14 protein-coding genes are annotated in these 13,823 nt (G+C 61.1%); all 14 read right to left on the minus strand.

All coding sequences use genetic code 11. The features are described from left to right. Positions 1-2 precede the first annotated feature (2 nt). On the minus strand, positions 3-2,225 hold the full coding sequence (locus tag HKK54_RS01245) for a chemotaxis protein CheA (RefSeq protein ID WP_169385955.1): 2,223 nt from the start codon (positions 2,223-2,225) through the stop codon (positions 3-5). Positions 2,226-2,236: 11 nt separating this feature from the next. Further along, positions 2,237-3,025, minus strand: a complete 789-nt coding sequence (locus HKK54_RS01250) for a protein phosphatase CheZ (RefSeq protein ID WP_010166122.1) — start codon at positions 3,023-3,025, stop codon at positions 2,237-2,239. Between the two features lie 18 nt (positions 3,026-3,043). Continuing rightward, the gene (locus tag HKK54_RS01255) at positions 3,044-3,418 is read right to left on the minus strand and encodes a chemotaxis response regulator CheY (protein WP_005790040.1); all 375 of its coding nucleotides are present in this window, start codon (positions 3,416-3,418) and stop codon (positions 3,044-3,046) included. Between the two features lie 170 nt (positions 3,419-3,588). Then, entirely contained in the window at positions 3,589-4,329 is a 741-nt protein-coding gene (gene fliA, locus HKK54_RS01260; protein ID WP_010166121.1) for an RNA polymerase sigma factor FliA, read from the minus strand. Beyond that, positions 4,326-5,159, minus strand: a complete 834-nt coding sequence (gene fleN / locus HKK54_RS01265) for a flagellar synthesis regulator FleN (RefSeq protein ID WP_003192912.1) — start codon at positions 5,157-5,159, stop codon at positions 4,326-4,328. The genes fliA and fleN overlap by 4 nt, the downstream gene beginning before the upstream one ends. A gap of 121 nt (positions 5,160-5,280) precedes the next feature. Then, the gene (gene flhF, locus HKK54_RS01270) at positions 5,281-6,597 is read right to left on the minus strand and encodes a flagellar biosynthesis protein FlhF (RefSeq protein WP_169385956.1); all 1,317 of its coding nucleotides are present in this window, start codon (positions 6,595-6,597) and stop codon (positions 5,281-5,283) included. An 11-nt stretch (positions 6,598-6,608) separates the two neighbouring features. Further along, positions 6,609-8,723: a flagellar biosynthesis protein FlhA gene (flhA, locus tag HKK54_RS01275; protein WP_442962327.1), complete on the minus strand. Its 2,115-nt coding sequence runs from the start codon at positions 8,721-8,723 to the stop codon at positions 6,609-6,611. 242 nt (positions 8,724-8,965) lie between these two features. After that, a complete protein-coding gene (gene flhB, locus HKK54_RS01280; protein ID WP_010166105.1) occupies positions 8,966-10,102 on the minus strand; it encodes a flagellar biosynthesis protein FlhB in 1,137 nt (378 codons plus the stop codon). Between the two features lie 3 nt (positions 10,103-10,105). Beyond that, complete coding sequence (fliR, locus tag HKK54_RS01285; protein WP_010166103.1) at positions 10,106-10,882, minus strand: flagellar biosynthetic protein FliR; 777 nt, start codon at positions 10,880-10,882, stop codon at positions 10,106-10,108. Between the two features lie 13 nt (positions 10,883-10,895). Beyond that, a complete protein-coding gene (fliQ, locus tag HKK54_RS01290; RefSeq protein WP_003214552.1) occupies positions 10,896-11,165 on the minus strand; it encodes a flagellar biosynthesis protein FliQ in 270 nt (89 codons plus the stop codon). Between the two features lie 3 nt (positions 11,166-11,168). Next, complete coding sequence (fliP, locus tag HKK54_RS01295; protein ID WP_003214554.1) at positions 11,169-11,912, minus strand: flagellar type III secretion system pore protein FliP; 744 nt, start codon at positions 11,910-11,912, stop codon at positions 11,169-11,171. Continuing rightward, on the minus strand, positions 11,912-12,346 hold the full coding sequence (fliO, locus tag HKK54_RS01300; RefSeq protein ID WP_169385957.1) for a flagellar biosynthetic protein FliO: 435 nt from the start codon (positions 12,344-12,346) through the stop codon (positions 11,912-11,914). Before fliO ends, fliP begins: the two co-directional genes overlap by 1 nt. Position 12,347: 1 nt before the next feature. Continuing rightward, positions 12,348-12,815: a flagellar motor switch protein FliN gene (gene fliN, locus HKK54_RS01305; protein ID WP_010166093.1), complete on the minus strand. Its 468-nt coding sequence runs from the start codon at positions 12,813-12,815 to the stop codon at positions 12,348-12,350. A 34-nt stretch (positions 12,816-12,849) separates the two neighbouring features. Beyond that, positions 12,850-13,818 (minus strand): flagellar motor switch protein FliM, encoded by a 969-nt coding sequence (fliM, locus tag HKK54_RS01310; RefSeq protein WP_010166091.1) that lies wholly within the window; start codon positions 13,816-13,818, stop codon positions 12,850-12,852. Positions 13,819-13,823 lie beyond the last annotated feature (5 nt).

Here is a 13,823-nt window from a genome sequence, read left to right on the forward strand (position 1 = left end):
AATCAAATACGCCGTGCGGCGTAACGCTTGAGCATGCTCGGAACATCGAGAATCAGCGCGATCCGACCGTCACCGGTAATGGTCGCGCCCGACATGCCCGGGGTTCCCTGCAGCATTTTGCCCAAAGGCTTGATGACCACTTCTTCCTGGCCCACCAGTTGATCGACGACAAAGCCGATACGCTGGGTGCCCACGGAGAGAATCACCACATGACCTTCGCGCTGCTCTTCATGCTTGGCCGAGGCCACCAGCCAGCGCTTGAGGTAGAACAGTGGCAACGCCTTGTCGCGCACGATCACCACTTCCTGGCCGTCCACCACGTTGGTGCGCGACAGGTCGAGGTGGAAGATTTCGTTGACGTTGACCAGCGGGAAGGCGAAGGCCTGGTTGCCCAGCATCACCATCAGGGTCGGCATGATCGCCAGGGTCAACGGCACCTTGATGACGATCTTCGAGCCCTGGCCCTTGGTCGAGTAGATGTTGATCGAGCCGTTGAGCTGGCTGATCTTGGTCTTCACCACGTCCATGCCCACGCCACGGCCCGACACGTCGGAAATCTCGGTCTTGGTGGAGAAGCCCGGGGCGAAGATCAGGTTGTAGCACTCGGTATCGGTCAGGCGGTCGGCGGCGTCCTTGTCCATCACGCCACGCTTGACGGCGATGTTGCGCAGTACCGTCGGGTCCATGCCCTTGCCGTCATCAGTGATCGACAGCAGGATGTGGTCGCCTTCCTGTTCGGCCGCCAGAATCACTTTGCCCTGGCGACTTTTGCCCGAGGCTTCGCGTTCTTCCGGCGTCTCGACGCCGTGGTCGACGGCGTTGCGCACCAAGTGGACCAGCGGGTCGGCCAGGGCCTCGACAAGGTTTTTGTCGAGGTCGGTTTCTTCACCCACCAGTTCCAGGTTGATCTCTTTCTTGAGCTGGCGTGCCAGGTCGCGAACCAGGCGCGGGAAGCGCCCGAAGACTTTCTTGATCGGCTGCATCCGGGTCTTCATCACCGCGGTTTGCAGGTCGGCGGTGACCACGTCGAGGTTGGACACGGCCTTTTGCATGGCCTCGTCGCCGCTGTTCAGGCCCAGGCGCACCAGGCGGTTACGCACCAGCACCAGTTCGCCCACCATGTTCATGATGTCGTCCAGGCGCGCGGTATCAACCCGCACGGTGGTTTCGGCTTCACTGGCCGGTTGCTTGTCCGGGGCCGGGGCGGCAGCCGCACGAGCGGGCGCAGGTGCAGCCGTCGGTGCAGGCTTGGCAGCCACGGGCGCAGCGGCCTTGGCGGCCACCGGAGCCGGCGTTGCCACCGCAGCGGCGGCCGCAGCAGCCGGTGCAGCAGTGCCGACGGCTTCGGTGAACTTGCCCTTGCCGTGCAGTTCATCCAGCAGCGCTTCGAACTCGTGATCGGAGATCAGGCCATCGGCAGCCGGTGCAGCGGCAGCGGCGGGTGCTGCAGGTGCAGCGGCCGTGGCGGCGACTTCCGGCAGTGCATCGGCGGCAAACGAGCCTTTGCCGTGCAACTGGTCCAGCAGCGCTTCAAATTCGTCGTCGGTGATTTCATTGCTGGCAGGCGCCGCGGCTTCCGTTGGCGCTGGCGCTGCGGCCACCGCGTCCGGGGCAAACTGGCCCTTGCCGTGCAACTGGTCGAGCAACGACTCGAACTCGGCGTCGGTAATGTCTTCAGTGGTCGGCACCATGGCCGGCGCACTGGCCGCTGGAGCCTCGGCTTCGGCCTTGACGGCGTTCAGCGAGTCCAGCAGTTGTTCAAATTCGCTGTCGGTGATGTCGCCCGCAGGCTCGGCGACAGGCTCAGCCACCGCTTCAACCACCGGTGCATTGGCCGCAGGTTCTGCCAGGCGCGCCAGGGCGGCCAGCAGTTCCGGCGTGGCTGCAGTGATCGGTGCACGTTCGCGCACTTCACTGAACATGCCGTTGACCGCGTCCAGTGCTTCCAGAATCACGTCCATCAGTTCCGAGTCGACGTGCCGCTCACCCTTGCGCAGGATGTCGAACACGTTCTCGGCGATGTGACAGCACTCCACCAGCTCGTGGAGCTGGAGGAAGCCGGCGCCCCCTTTTACAGTGTGAAAACCGCGAAAAATTGCATTGAGCAGGTTCGCATCATCCGGTCGGCTTTCCAGCTCGACCAGTTGTTCGGACAGTTGCTCTAAAATTTCGCCGGCCTCTACAAGGAAATCCTGAAGGATTTCTTCATCGGCGCCGAAGCTCATGGGTGTGCTCCTTAGAAGCCTAAACTGGACAGCAAATCGTCTACGTCGTCTTGCCCGGATACAACGTCTTCACGTTTATCGGCATGAATCTGCGGACCTTCACCCTTGGCGAGGTGTTTTTGTGGATCTTTTTCAGAAAGGATCGCTTCGCGGTCATGTTCGATGCCTGCAAACCGGTCAACCTGACCCGCCATCAACACCAGTTTGAGCAGGTTGCTTTCCACTTCGGTGACCAGTTGGGTCACGCGCTTGATCACCTGGCCGGTCAGGTCCTGGTAGTCCTGGGCCAGCAGAATGTCATTGAGGTTGCTGGAAACCGTGCGGTTCTCCTGCTCGCTGCGGGACAAAAAGCCGTCGACCCGACGCGCCAGTTCACGAAACTCTTCAGCGCCCACTTCCCGCCGCATGAACCGGCCCCAATCGTTGCTCAGGGCCTTGGCTTCACTGGCCATACCGTTGACCAGAGGCGTGGCGTTTTCCACCAGGTCCATGGTGCGGTTGGCCGCCGCCTCAGTCAGCCTGACCACATACGACAGGCGTTCGGTGGCATCCGTGATCTGCGAGATTTCTTCGGCCTGGGGCATGTGCGGGTCAATCTGAAAATTGACAATCGCACTGTGCAACTCACGGGTGAGCTTGCCCACTTCCTGGTACAGGCCGCGGTCACGGGTCTGGTTGAGCTCATGGATTAACTGCACCGCGTCGCCGAACTGGCCTTTTTCAAGGCTTTCGACGAGTTGATGAGCATGTTTTTTCAGGGTCGACTCAAAGTCGGCCTGCGATGATTCTTTATGCTCCATAGCTCCCCCGTGGCAGCATCAATGACCGATGCGTTCGAAGATTTTTTCGATCTTCTCTTTCAAGGCCAGTGCAGTGAATGGCTTGACCACGTAGCCGTTAACCCCGGCCTGGGCGGCTTCGATGATCTGTTCACGCTTGGCTTCAGCGGTCACCATCAGCACAGGCAGGCTGCGCAGTTTTTCATCAGCGCGCACGTGGCGCAGCAGATCGATACCGGTCATGCCCGGCATGTTCCAGTCCGTTACCAGAAAGTCGATGCTCCCGCTGTTGAGGATCGGAATCGCCGTAATGCCGTCATCCGCCTCGACCGTGTTAGTGAACCCAAGGTCACGCAACAGGTTTTTTATGATCCGCCGCATCGTTGAGAAGTCATCAACGATGAGGATTTTCATGTTCTTGTCCAATTCGACCTCCAAGCAGTCTTAAACGCGCCCAGCACCTGGGCGCGCCATATCAATCAACAGGCGTTACACAAAAAGGACTACCGGGGGCGCACCACGGGCCAAGCCCGTCCGGACGCAAGGCCTGGACGGTATCGTTCGCAGTGTCCCCACACTGCCTGTCAGCGCGCTCGCCACTCTCCCAAACGCCCCCGCAAGCGGGCTGCGCACTGGCTGTGTAACTGGCTGACCCGCGATTCGCTGACGCCCAGGACCTCACCGATTTCCTTGAGGTTCAGCTCTTCGTCGTAGTACAGCGCCAACACCAGTCGCTCACGCTCCGGCAAATTGGCAATCGCGTCCGCCAGCGCAGTCTGGAAGCGTTCATCTTCCAGATCGCGTGACGGTTCGAGATGGGCACTCGCGCCGTCCTCGTGCAGCCCTTCATGTTCGCCGTCCTGCAAAAGGTCGTCGAAACTGAACAGGCGGCTGCCCAAGGTATCGTTCAAAATCCCGTAGTAATCATCGAGACTCAATTGGAGTTCGGCCGCAACTTCGTGATCTTTAGCGTCGCGACCGGTTTTTGCTTCAATTGAGCGAATTGCGTCACTCACCATCCGTGTATTGCGGTGCACCGAACGCGGCGCCCAATCACCTTTACGCACTTCATCGAGCATGGCCCCACGGATACGGATACCCGCGTAGGTCTCGAAACTCGCGCCCTTGCTCGCGTCGTACTTGGTCGACACTTCGAGCAAGCCGATCATCCCGGCCTGGATCAAGTCTTCGACCTGGACGCTGGCAGGCAGGCGCGCCAGCAAGTGATAGGCAATGCGCTTGACCAGCGGCGCATAGCGCTCGATCAATTCGACCTGACTGTCACGTGCCGACTTCTTGTAAAGGTTGTAGCCGCTGGCTGTCATAGCACCGGTCCTGCGCTCGTCTGATGCACCAATCGCTCGACGAAAAACTCCAGATGCCCACGCGGGTTGGCGGGCAACGGCCAGGTATCGACCTTCTGGGCAATAGCCTTGAACGCCAATGCGCACTTCGAACGAGGGAACGCTTCATAGACCGCACGCTGCTTTTGCACGGCCTTGCGTACGCACTCGTCGTAAGGAACTGCGCCAACGTATTGTAAGGCGACATCGAGGAAGCGATCTGTGACCTTGGTCAACTTGGCGAACAGATTGCGCCCCTCTTGCGGGCTTTGGGCCATGTTGGCCAGCACACGGAAGCGGTTCATGCCGTAGTCACGGTTAAGCAGTTTGATCAGGGCGTAGGCGTCGGTGATCGAGGTGGGTTCGTCGCACACCACCAGCAACACTTCCTGGGCGGCGCGCACGAAGCTGACCACGGACTCGCCGATGCCGGCGGCGGTGTCGATCACCAGCACGTCGAGGTTGTCGCCAATGTCGCTGAACGCCTGGATCAGGCCGGCATGTTGCGCCGGGCTCAGGTGCACCATGCTCTGGGTGCCGGAAGCGGCCGGCACGATACGAATCCCGCCGGGCCCCTGCAACAGCACGTCGCGCAGCTCACAGCGGCCTTCGATCACGTCGGCCAGAGTATGTTTGGGCGTCAGCCCCAGCAGAACGTCGACGTTCGCCAGCCCCAGGTCAGCATCCAGCAGCATGACGCGACGGCCAAGCTCTGCCAGGGCCAGGGACAAATTCACTGACACGTTAGTTTTCCCGACGCCACCTTTGCCGCCGGTCACCGCGATCACCTGTACGGGATGCATGCTGCCCATTTTATTTCTTTACCTTGTCTTGCTTAGACGCAGGCTACATGACTTGGCCGCGCGAACTGCTGGCAGACCATCGATGTAGATACATTGCACTGTCGTTTTGTGTTGCCTGTTCATGTTGACCTCAGCCGACCCGTTTGTTCGGACTGTGGTAGAGGTCGGCGAACATGTCAGCCATCGCTTCCTCACTCGGTTCTTCCTGCATTTGCACGCTGACAGCCCGGCTGACCAACTGATGACGGCGCGGCAGATGCAAATCATCCGGGATCCGCGGCCCGTCGGTCAGGTAGGCGACCGGTAATTCATGGCTGATAGCCAGGCTCAACACTTCGCCCAGGCTCGCTGTTTCATCCAGTTTAGTCAGGATGCAGCCCGCCAGCCCGCAGCGTTTATAGCTGTGGTAGGCAGCTGTCAGTACCTGCTTCTGGCTGGTCGTGGCAAGTACCAAATAGTTTCTGGATTTGATCCCGCGCCCGGCCAGGCTTTCCAGTTGCATGCGCAAGGCCGGGTCGCTGGCTTGCAGGCCAGCGGTATCGATCAACACCACGCGCTTGCGCAGCAGCGGGTCGAGGGCGTTGGCCAGGGACTGGCCCGGATCGACGTGGGTCACCGGCACATTGAGGATGCGGCCCAGGGTCTTGAGCTGTTCCTGGGCGCCAATGCGGTAGCTGTCCATGCTCACCAGGGCGATGTTCTGCGCGCCGTACTTGAGCACGTAACGGGCGGCCAGCTTGGCCAGGGTAGTGGTCTTGCCCATGCCGGCAGGGCCGACCATGGCAATCACGCCGCCTTCTTCCAGGGGCTCGATTTCCGGGGTAACAATCATCCGCGCCAAGTGGGCCAGGAGCATGCGCCAGGCCTGCTTGGGTTCTTCAATTTGGGTGGTCAGTTGCAGCAGGTCACGGGACAACGGGCCAGACAGGCCAATGCGTTGCAGACGGCGCCACAGGTTGGCCTGCTGCGGCTGGCTGCCCTGCAACTGGTTCCAGGCCAGCGAGCCCAACTGCACTTCCAGCAGCTCACGCAGGCCGTTGAGCTCGAAACGCATCGAGTCGAACACCCGCTGGTCTACCGCTGCCGCCGGGGCGGGCGCAGCAGGACGTGGCGGTTCGACAAAGGTCGGCTCTACCAACGGCTCGGACGCCGTCAGCGGCAGGCCGGCAAACAGCTGGCGGTTGGTGGTGGTGTCGCTGTCGCCACGCATGCTCAGTTCGGCCTGGGCCGAGACAATGCGCGAAGCGGTCTTGCGCAGCTCGTCTTCCAGCTCCATGTTCGGCACACGCGGCGCCAGGGCCGAGGGCTTGTAATCCAGGGCAGCCGTCAGCTCGACACCGCCGGCAATACGGCGGTTACCGATAATCGCAGCGTCGGCGCCCAACTCATCACGCACCAGTTTCATGGCCTGACGCATATCGGCGGCGAAAAAACGCTTCACTTGCATATCCCACTACCTCAGCCGTTGGGCCCTACTGTCGCGACGATAGTCACTTGCTTATTGTCAGGAATTTCCTGGTAAGCCAATACGTGCAAATTCGGTATAGCCAGGCGTCCAAACCGCGACAACATCGCCCGGACGGGGCCAGCCACCAGCAGGATGACCGGATGGCCTTCCATTTCCTGGCGCTGCGCGGCCTCGATCAACGAACGCTGCAGCTTCTCAGCCATGCTTGGCTCCAGCAACACGCCTTCGTCAGCGCCCTGCCCAGCCTTCTGAATACTATTGAGCAATATTTGTTCCAACCTTGGTTCCAAGGTGATAACAGGCAGCTCGGAGTCAAGCCCTACAATGCTTTGGACGATTGCACGCGACAATCCGACGCGCACTGCGGCCACCAGGGCGGCAGTATCTTGACTCTTGGCGGCATTGTTGGCGATGGCCTCGGCAATGCTGCGAATGTCCCGTACCGGTACCTGCTCGGCCAACAGCGCTTGCAATACCTTGAGCAGTTGCGAGGTAGACAGTACCCCCGGCACCAGCTCCTCGGCGAGTTTTGGCGAGGCCTTGGCCAGCAATTGCAAGAGTTGCTGGACTTCTTCGTGGCCAATCAGCTCGTGGGAGTGCTTGTACAGAATCTGGTTAAGGTGAGTGGCGACCACGGTGCTGGCGTCTACCACGGTGTAGCCCAGCGACTGCGCCTGGCTGCGCTGGCTGATTTCGATCCATACCGCTTCCAGGCCAAAAGCCGGATCTTTGGCGGTAATCCCGTTGAGGCTGCCGAACACCTGGCCCGGGTTGATCGCCAGTTCGCGGTCCGGGTAGATCTCGGCTTCGGCCAGGATCACGCCCATCAGGGTCAGGCGGTAGGCGCTCGGGGCCAGGTCGAGGTTGTCGCGGATGTGCACGGTGGGCATCAGGAAGCCCAGGTCCTGGGACAGCTTCTTGCGCACGCCCTTGATCCGCGCGAGCAATTGGCCGCCCTGGTTACGGTCCACCAGGGGAATCAGGCGGTAGCCGACTTCCAGGCCGATCATGTCGATCGGGGTGACGTCATCCCAGCCCAACTCCTTGGTTTCCTGGGCGCGGGCCGGCGATGGCAGCAGCTCCTGTTGGCGTGCCACCTCCTGCTGGGCAATCACTTTGATCTGGTTTTGCTTTCTCCAGAACAGGTAGGCGCCGCCGGCAGCCATGGCCGCCATGCTCAGGAACGACACATGGGGCATGCCGGGCACGATCCCCATGATCGCCATGATGCCCGCCGCCACCGCCAGCGCCTTGGGCGAGGCAAACATCTGCCGGCTGATCTGCTTGCCCATGTCTTCGGAGCCCGAAGCACGGGTCACCATGATCGCTGCCGCTGTAGATAACAACAGTGATGGCAATTGCGCCACTAAACCGTCACCGATGGTCAGCAAGGCGTAAACCTTGCCGGCGTCGCCGAAGGTCATGCCGTGCTGGAAGATGCCGACCGCCATGCCGCCGATCAGGTTGATAAACAGAATCAGCAGGCCGGCGATGGCGTCACCGCGCACGAATTTACTGGCACCGTCCATGGAACCGTAGAACTCGGCTTCCTGAGCGACTTCTAGACGGCGGGACTTGGCCTGGTTCTGGTCGATCAGGCCGGCGTTGAGGTCGGCGTCGATGGCCATCTGTTTGCCGGGCATCGCGTCGAGGGTGAAACGTGCGCTCACCTCGGAAATCCGCCCGGCGCCCTTGGTCACCACCACGAAGTTGATGATCATCAAGATCGCGAACACCACGATACCGACCACGTAGTTACCGCCGATCACCACCTCACCGAAGGCCTGGATCACCTTGCCCGCGGCGGCGTGGCCGTCCTGGCCGTGGAGCATCACCACCCGGGTTGAAGCCACGTTAAGCGCCAGCCGCAGCAGGGTGGCGATCAGCAGAATGGTCGGGAACACCGCAAAATCCAGCGGCCGCAGGGCGTACACGCACACCAGCAACACGACCACGGACAGCGCGATGTTGAAGGTGAAGAACACGTCCAGCAGGAACGGCGGCATCGGCAACATCATCATTGCCAGCATCACCAGCAACAACAACGGCACACCCAGATTGCCTCGCGAGAGGTCAGTCAGGGTGCCACGGGCCGTGCTGAGCATTTGAGAGCGATCCACCGGTATTCCTCGTTTCCTTGAAGCAAACTTTTGACGCCGGTAGGCGTCCTGGAGGCGGTATTGCAAGAAGCCTTCCAACTTTTGCTTGAGGTTTGACCGAGGGGAATTTTTGTTGTCTGAGCGGACGCCTTCGCGAGCAAGCCCGCTCCCACAGTTGGCCGGGAGAATGCGATCAAAATGTGGGAGCCGGGCTTGCCCGCGATGAGGCCGGGAGCGGCGCTGCAAAATCAGGAATCCCGACGCAAATCCGGCGGAATCGGCAGGTCTTTGAGCGGATCCGGACGCTTGCCCTTGCCCGCGCGGTACTGGCGGATCTGGTACACGTACGCCAACACCTGCGCCACCGCCAGATACAACCCGGCCGGGATTTCCTGGTCCAGGTCGGTGGAATAGAAGATCGACCGCGCCAACTCCGGTGACTCCAGCAGCAAAATGTCATTGGCCACGGCAATTTCACGGATTTTCAACGCCGTAAAGTCGCTGCCCTTGGCCAGCAACATCGGCGCCCCGCCCTTCTCCGGGTCGTATTTGAGCGCCACGGCGTAGTGGGTCGGGTTGGTGATGACCACGTCGGCGTCGGGCACCGCCGCCATCATCTTGCGCTGGGACATCTCGCGCTGCAGTTGGCGAATCCGCTGTTTGACCTCGGGCCGACCTTCCTGGTCCTTGTGCTCGTCGCGCACTTCCTGCTTGGTCATCAGCAGCTTCTTGTGGCTTTCCCACAGCTGGATCGGCGCGTCCACCGCAGCAATGATGATCAGCCCGCAGGCCATCCACAGCGTGCTCCAGCCCACCACTTGCACGCTGTGGATGATCGCCAGCTCGATCGGCTCATGGGCGATGCGCAGCAAGTCGTCGATGTCGGACGACAACACGGTCAACGCCACAAACAGGATCAGGATGAACTTGGCCAAGGCCTTGAGCAGCTCCACCAGGGCCTTGGTGGAAAACATCCGCTTCAGCCCCGGGCCTGGGTTCATCCGGCTGAATTTGGGCGCCATGCTGCCAGCGGCAAACAGCCAGCCGCCGAGGGAGATCGGGCCGATCAGTGCTGCCAGCAGCAAGGTAATCAGGATCGGCTGCACCGCGAGAATCGCGATCTTGCCCGAGTGCAGCAGGTACAAGCCCATGGCGCCGGGGCTCAACAGCACGTCACGGGGCAGGGAGAAATTCAGGCGCATCAACTCCATCAGGTCCAGGGCCAGGCCACCGCCGTAGATCAGCAGGCCACCGGAGCCGGCGAGCATGATCGCCAGGGTGTTGAGCTCTTTGGAGCGGGCAATCTCGCCCTTTTCCCGGGAGTCCTTTTTACGTTTCTCCGTGGGGTCTTCTGTTTTGTCCTGGCCACTCTCGCTCTCGGCCATGGCTTACCGCGCCCGCGCCAAGTCACGTAAAAACTGCAAGGCGTCGGTCGCCAGCGGTTGATACTGATTGAGAATGTCAGCCATGCCGACCCAGAAAATCCCCATGCCCAGCACCAGGGTCAACGGGAAACCGATGGAGAAGATGTTCAATTGCGGCGCCGCCCGGGTCATCACGCCAAAGGCGATGTTGACCACCAGCAGCGCGGTGATCGCCGGCAACACCAGCAGCAACGAGGCGCCGAGCACCCAACTGAGGCGACCCACCAACTCCCAGAAATGATTGACCACCAGCCCGCTACCTACCGGCAAGGTGGTGAAGCTTTCAGTCATCACCTCGAACACCACCAGGTGGCCGTTCATGGCCAGGAACAGCAAGGTCACCAGCATCGTCAGGAACTGCCCGATCACCGCCACCGACACGCCATTGGTGGGGTCGACCATGGACGCAAAGCCCATGCCCATCTGGATCGAGATGATTTGCCCGGCGATCACAAAGGCCTGGAAAAACAGCGTCAGGGAGAAGCCCAGCAAAGCGCCAATGATGATTTGCTCGGCGATCAGCATCAGTGCACTGAGATCGAGGGCATTCACCGGCGGCATCGGCGGCAAGCCCGGAACGATGACCACAGTGATCGCCACCGCGAAATACAGGCGAATGCGCCGTGGTACCAGGGTGGTGCCGAACACCGGCATGGTCATCAGCACGGCCGTGACCCGGAACAGCGGCAGGATGAACGACGCCACCCAGGTGCTGATCTGGGTATCGGTCAACGCCAGCATCGAATTCACGGGGTCAGCCGATCAACTGCGGAATACTGCCGTACAGCTGCAGGATGTATTCCATGAAGGTTTGCACCAGCCACGGGCCGGCGACGATCAGGGTGATCAGCATCACCAGCAGGCGCGGCAGGAAGCTCAAGGTCTGTTCGTTGATCTGGGTCGCGGCCTGGAACATCGCCACCAGCAGGCCCACCAACAGGCTGGGCACCACGAGCACCGCGACCATCATGGTGGTCAGCCACAGGGCTTCGCGAAACAGGTCGACTGCTACTTCTGGCGTCATGCGCTAAACCCCACCGAAACTGCCGGCCAGGGTGCCGATAATCAGCGCCCACCCGTCCACCAACACAAACAGCATGATCTTGAACGGCAACGAAATGATCAACGGCGACAGCATCATCATCCCCATGGCCATCAGCACACTCGCCACGACGAGGTCGATGATCAGGAACGGGATGAAGATCATGAAGCCGATCTGGAACGCAGTCTTCAGCTCCGAGGTCACGAACGCCGGCACCAGGATGGTCAGCGGCGCCATGTCGGGGCTGGCGATGTCGGTACGCTTGGACAACCGCACGAACAACTCAAGGTCGCTGGAACGGGTCTGGGACAGCATGAAATCCTTGATCGGGCCCTGCGCCTTGTCGATCGCATCCTGGGCGGTCATCTTCTCTGCCAGGTACGGTTGCAGGGCTTGCTGGTTCACCTTGTCGAACACCGGCGCCATGATGAACAGCGTCAAGAACAGCGCCATGCCGGTCAGGATCTGGTTCGACGGCGTCTGTTGCAGGCCGAGGGCCTGACGCAGGATCGAGAACACGATGATGATGCGGGTGAAGCTGGTCATCAGCATCACGAACGCGGGGATGAAGCTCAGCGCGGTCATGATCAGCAGGATCTGCAGGCTGACCGAATACTCCTGCGCGCCTGCCGCGTTGGTGCCCAGGGTAATCGCCGGGATCGACAACGGGTCCGCCGCGTACGCCAGCGGCGCTGCCAGCAACAGCATGAGCGTCAATAAAACGCGCATTACTTCTTATCCTTCTGATCCTTGCCCAGCAACTCCATGAGGCGCTGGGCGAATTCCGGCGTGGCCGCTTGAGTCTGGGCCACTTCCACAGGCGTCTTGAGCACGTGCAACGGGGTGATGCGGCCGGGGGTGATGCCCAGCAGAATCTGTTCGTCACCGACTTGCACCAGCACCAGCCGGTCCCGCGGGCCCAGGGCTCGTGAACCCACCAGCTCGATGACCTGCGCATTGCCCGGGCCAATGCGTTGTACGCGGCGCAGCACCCAGGCGAGCACGAAGATCAGCCCCACCACCAGCAACAAACCCAGCACCAACTGCGTCAATTGCCCGCCGACGCCACCGCCCAGCGCCGGCGCGGCCGCCTGGGCGACCGGCTCTGCTGCCATTGCGTTCAAGGGCAGCGTCGATAACAGTCCTACCAATGAGCGCTTCATATCAACGCAACTTCTTGATGCGTTCGCTCGGGCTGATCACGTCAGTCAGGCGGATGCCAAACTTCTCGTTGACCACCACCACTTCGCCATGGGCGATCAGTGTGCCGTTGACCAGCACGTCCAGCGGCTCGCCGGCCAAGCGGTCCAGCTCGATCACCGAACCCTGGTTGAGTTGCAGCAGGTTGCGGATGTTGATTTCGGTGCTGCCGACTTCCATGGAGATCGACACCGGGATATCGAGGATCACGTCCAGGTTCGGACCATCCAGGGTTACCGGCTCATTGTTCTTCGGCACGCTGCCGAACTCTTCCATGGGGATGCGATTACCCACCGGTGCGGTGGCCGCATCGGCCGCCAGCAGGGCGTCGATATCGTCCTGGCCGACGTCGCCGGTTTCTTCCAGGGCAGCCGCCCACTCGTCAGCCAGGGCCTGGTCTTCGGCGGAAGTGTTTTCGTGTTCAGTAGCCATTACATGTCCTCGGCGGAGCAGAAATTAGTGTGGATCAGCGACGGTTGATCGGCTCAATCACTTGCAACGCCAGGTTGCCTTTGTGAGAGCCGAGCTTGACCTTGAACGACGGCACGCCATTGGCGCGCATGATCAGTTCTTCCGGCAGTTCGACGGGAATCACGTCCCCCGGCTGCATGTGCAAAATATCCCGCAAACGCAGCTGGCGACGGGCCACGGTGGCGCTCAGGGGCACGTCGACGTCCAGCAGGTCTTCGCGCAGGGCCTTGACCCAGCGTTCGTCCTGGTCGTCGAGGTCGGACTGGAAGCCCGCATCGAGCATCTCGCGCACCGGCTCGATCATCGAGTACGGCATGGTCACGTGCAGGTCGCCGCCACCGCCATCGAGCTCGATGTGGAAGGTGGAGACCACAATGGCTTCGCTGGGGCCGACGATGTTGGCCATGGCCGGGTTCACTTCCGAGTTGATGTACTCGAAGTTGACTTCCATGATCGCCTGCCAGGCTTCCTTCAAGTCGATGAAGGCCTGCTCCAGCACCATGCGCACTACGCGCAGTTCAGTCGGGGTGAATTCACGGCCTTCGATCTTGGCGTGACGGCCGTCACCGCCGAAGAAGTTGTCCACCAGCTTGAACACCAGCTTGGCGTCGAGGATGAACAGCGCGGTACCGCGCAGCGGCTTGATCTTCACCAGGTTGAGGCTGGTGGGCACGTACAGCGAGTGCACGTATTCACCGAACTTCATCACCTGCACGCCGCCCACCGCCACGTCCGCCGAGCGGCGCAGCATGTTGAACATGCTGATGCGGGTGTAACGGGCAAACCGTTCGTTGATCATTTCCAGGGTCGGCATGCGTCCACGGACGATGCGATCCTGGCTGGTCAGGTCGTAGCTTTTGACGCTGCCGGGCTCGGCAGCCATTTCGGTCTGTACCAGACCATCGTCGACGCCATGGAGCAGCGCATCGATTTCATCCTGGGACAGCAGGTCCTGCACGGCCATGTCGT

It is taken from the genome of Pseudomonas sp. ADAK13 (assembly GCF_012935715.1).
GTDB lineage: Bacteria > Pseudomonadota > Gammaproteobacteria > Pseudomonadales > Pseudomonadaceae > Aquipseudomonas.

Bases quoted from the DNA above. Each gene is read 5' to 3' on its own strand.
- flhA (WP_442962327.1), bottom strand. From the start codon at position 8,723: ATGCTCAGCACGGCCCGTGGCACCCTGACTGACCTCTCGCGAGGCAAT.
- fliO (WP_169385957.1), bottom strand. From the start codon at position 12,346: ATGAAGCGCTCATTGGTAGGACTGTTATCGACGCTGCCCTTGAACGCA.
- flhB (WP_010166105.1), bottom strand. From the start codon at position 10,102: ATGGCCGAGAGCGAGAGTGGCCAGGACAAAACAGAAGACCCCACGGAG.
- HKK54_RS01245 (WP_169385955.1), bottom strand. From the start codon at position 2,225: ATGAGCTTCGGCGCCGATGAAGAAATCCTTCAGGATTTCCTTGTAGAG.
- fliP (WP_003214554.1), bottom strand. From the start codon at position 11,912: ATGCGCGTTTTATTGACGCTCATGCTGTTGCTGGCAGCGCCGCTGGCG.
- flhF (WP_169385956.1), bottom strand. From the start codon at position 6,597: ATGCAAGTGAAGCGTTTTTTCGCCGCCGATATGCGTCAGGCCATGAAA.
- fliR (WP_010166103.1), bottom strand. From the start codon at position 10,882: ATGCTGGCGTTGACCGATACCCAGATCAGCACCTGGGTGGCGTCGTTC.
- fleN (WP_003192912.1), bottom strand. From the start codon at position 5,159: ATGGGCAGCATGCATCCCGTACAGGTGATCGCGGTGACCGGCGGCAAA.
- HKK54_RS01250 (WP_010166122.1), bottom strand. From the start codon at position 3,025: ATGGAGCATAAAGAATCATCGCAGGCCGACTTTGAGTCGACCCTGAAA.
- fliN (WP_010166093.1), bottom strand. From the start codon at position 12,815: ATGGCTACTGAACACGAAAACACTTCCGCCGAAGACCAGGCCCTGGCT.
- fliQ (WP_003214552.1), bottom strand. From the start codon at position 11,165: ATGACGCCAGAAGTAGCAGTCGACCTGTTTCGCGAAGCCCTGTGGCTG.
- HKK54_RS01255 (WP_005790040.1), bottom strand. From the start codon at position 3,418: ATGAAAATCCTCATCGTTGATGACTTCTCAACGATGCGGCGGATCATA.
- fliA (WP_010166121.1), bottom strand. From the start codon at position 4,329: ATGACAGCCAGCGGCTACAACCTTTACAAGAAGTCGGCACGTGACAGT.
- fliM (WP_010166091.1), bottom strand. From the start codon at position 13,818: ATGGCCGTGCAGGACCTGCTGTCCCAGGATGAAATCGATGCGCTGCTC.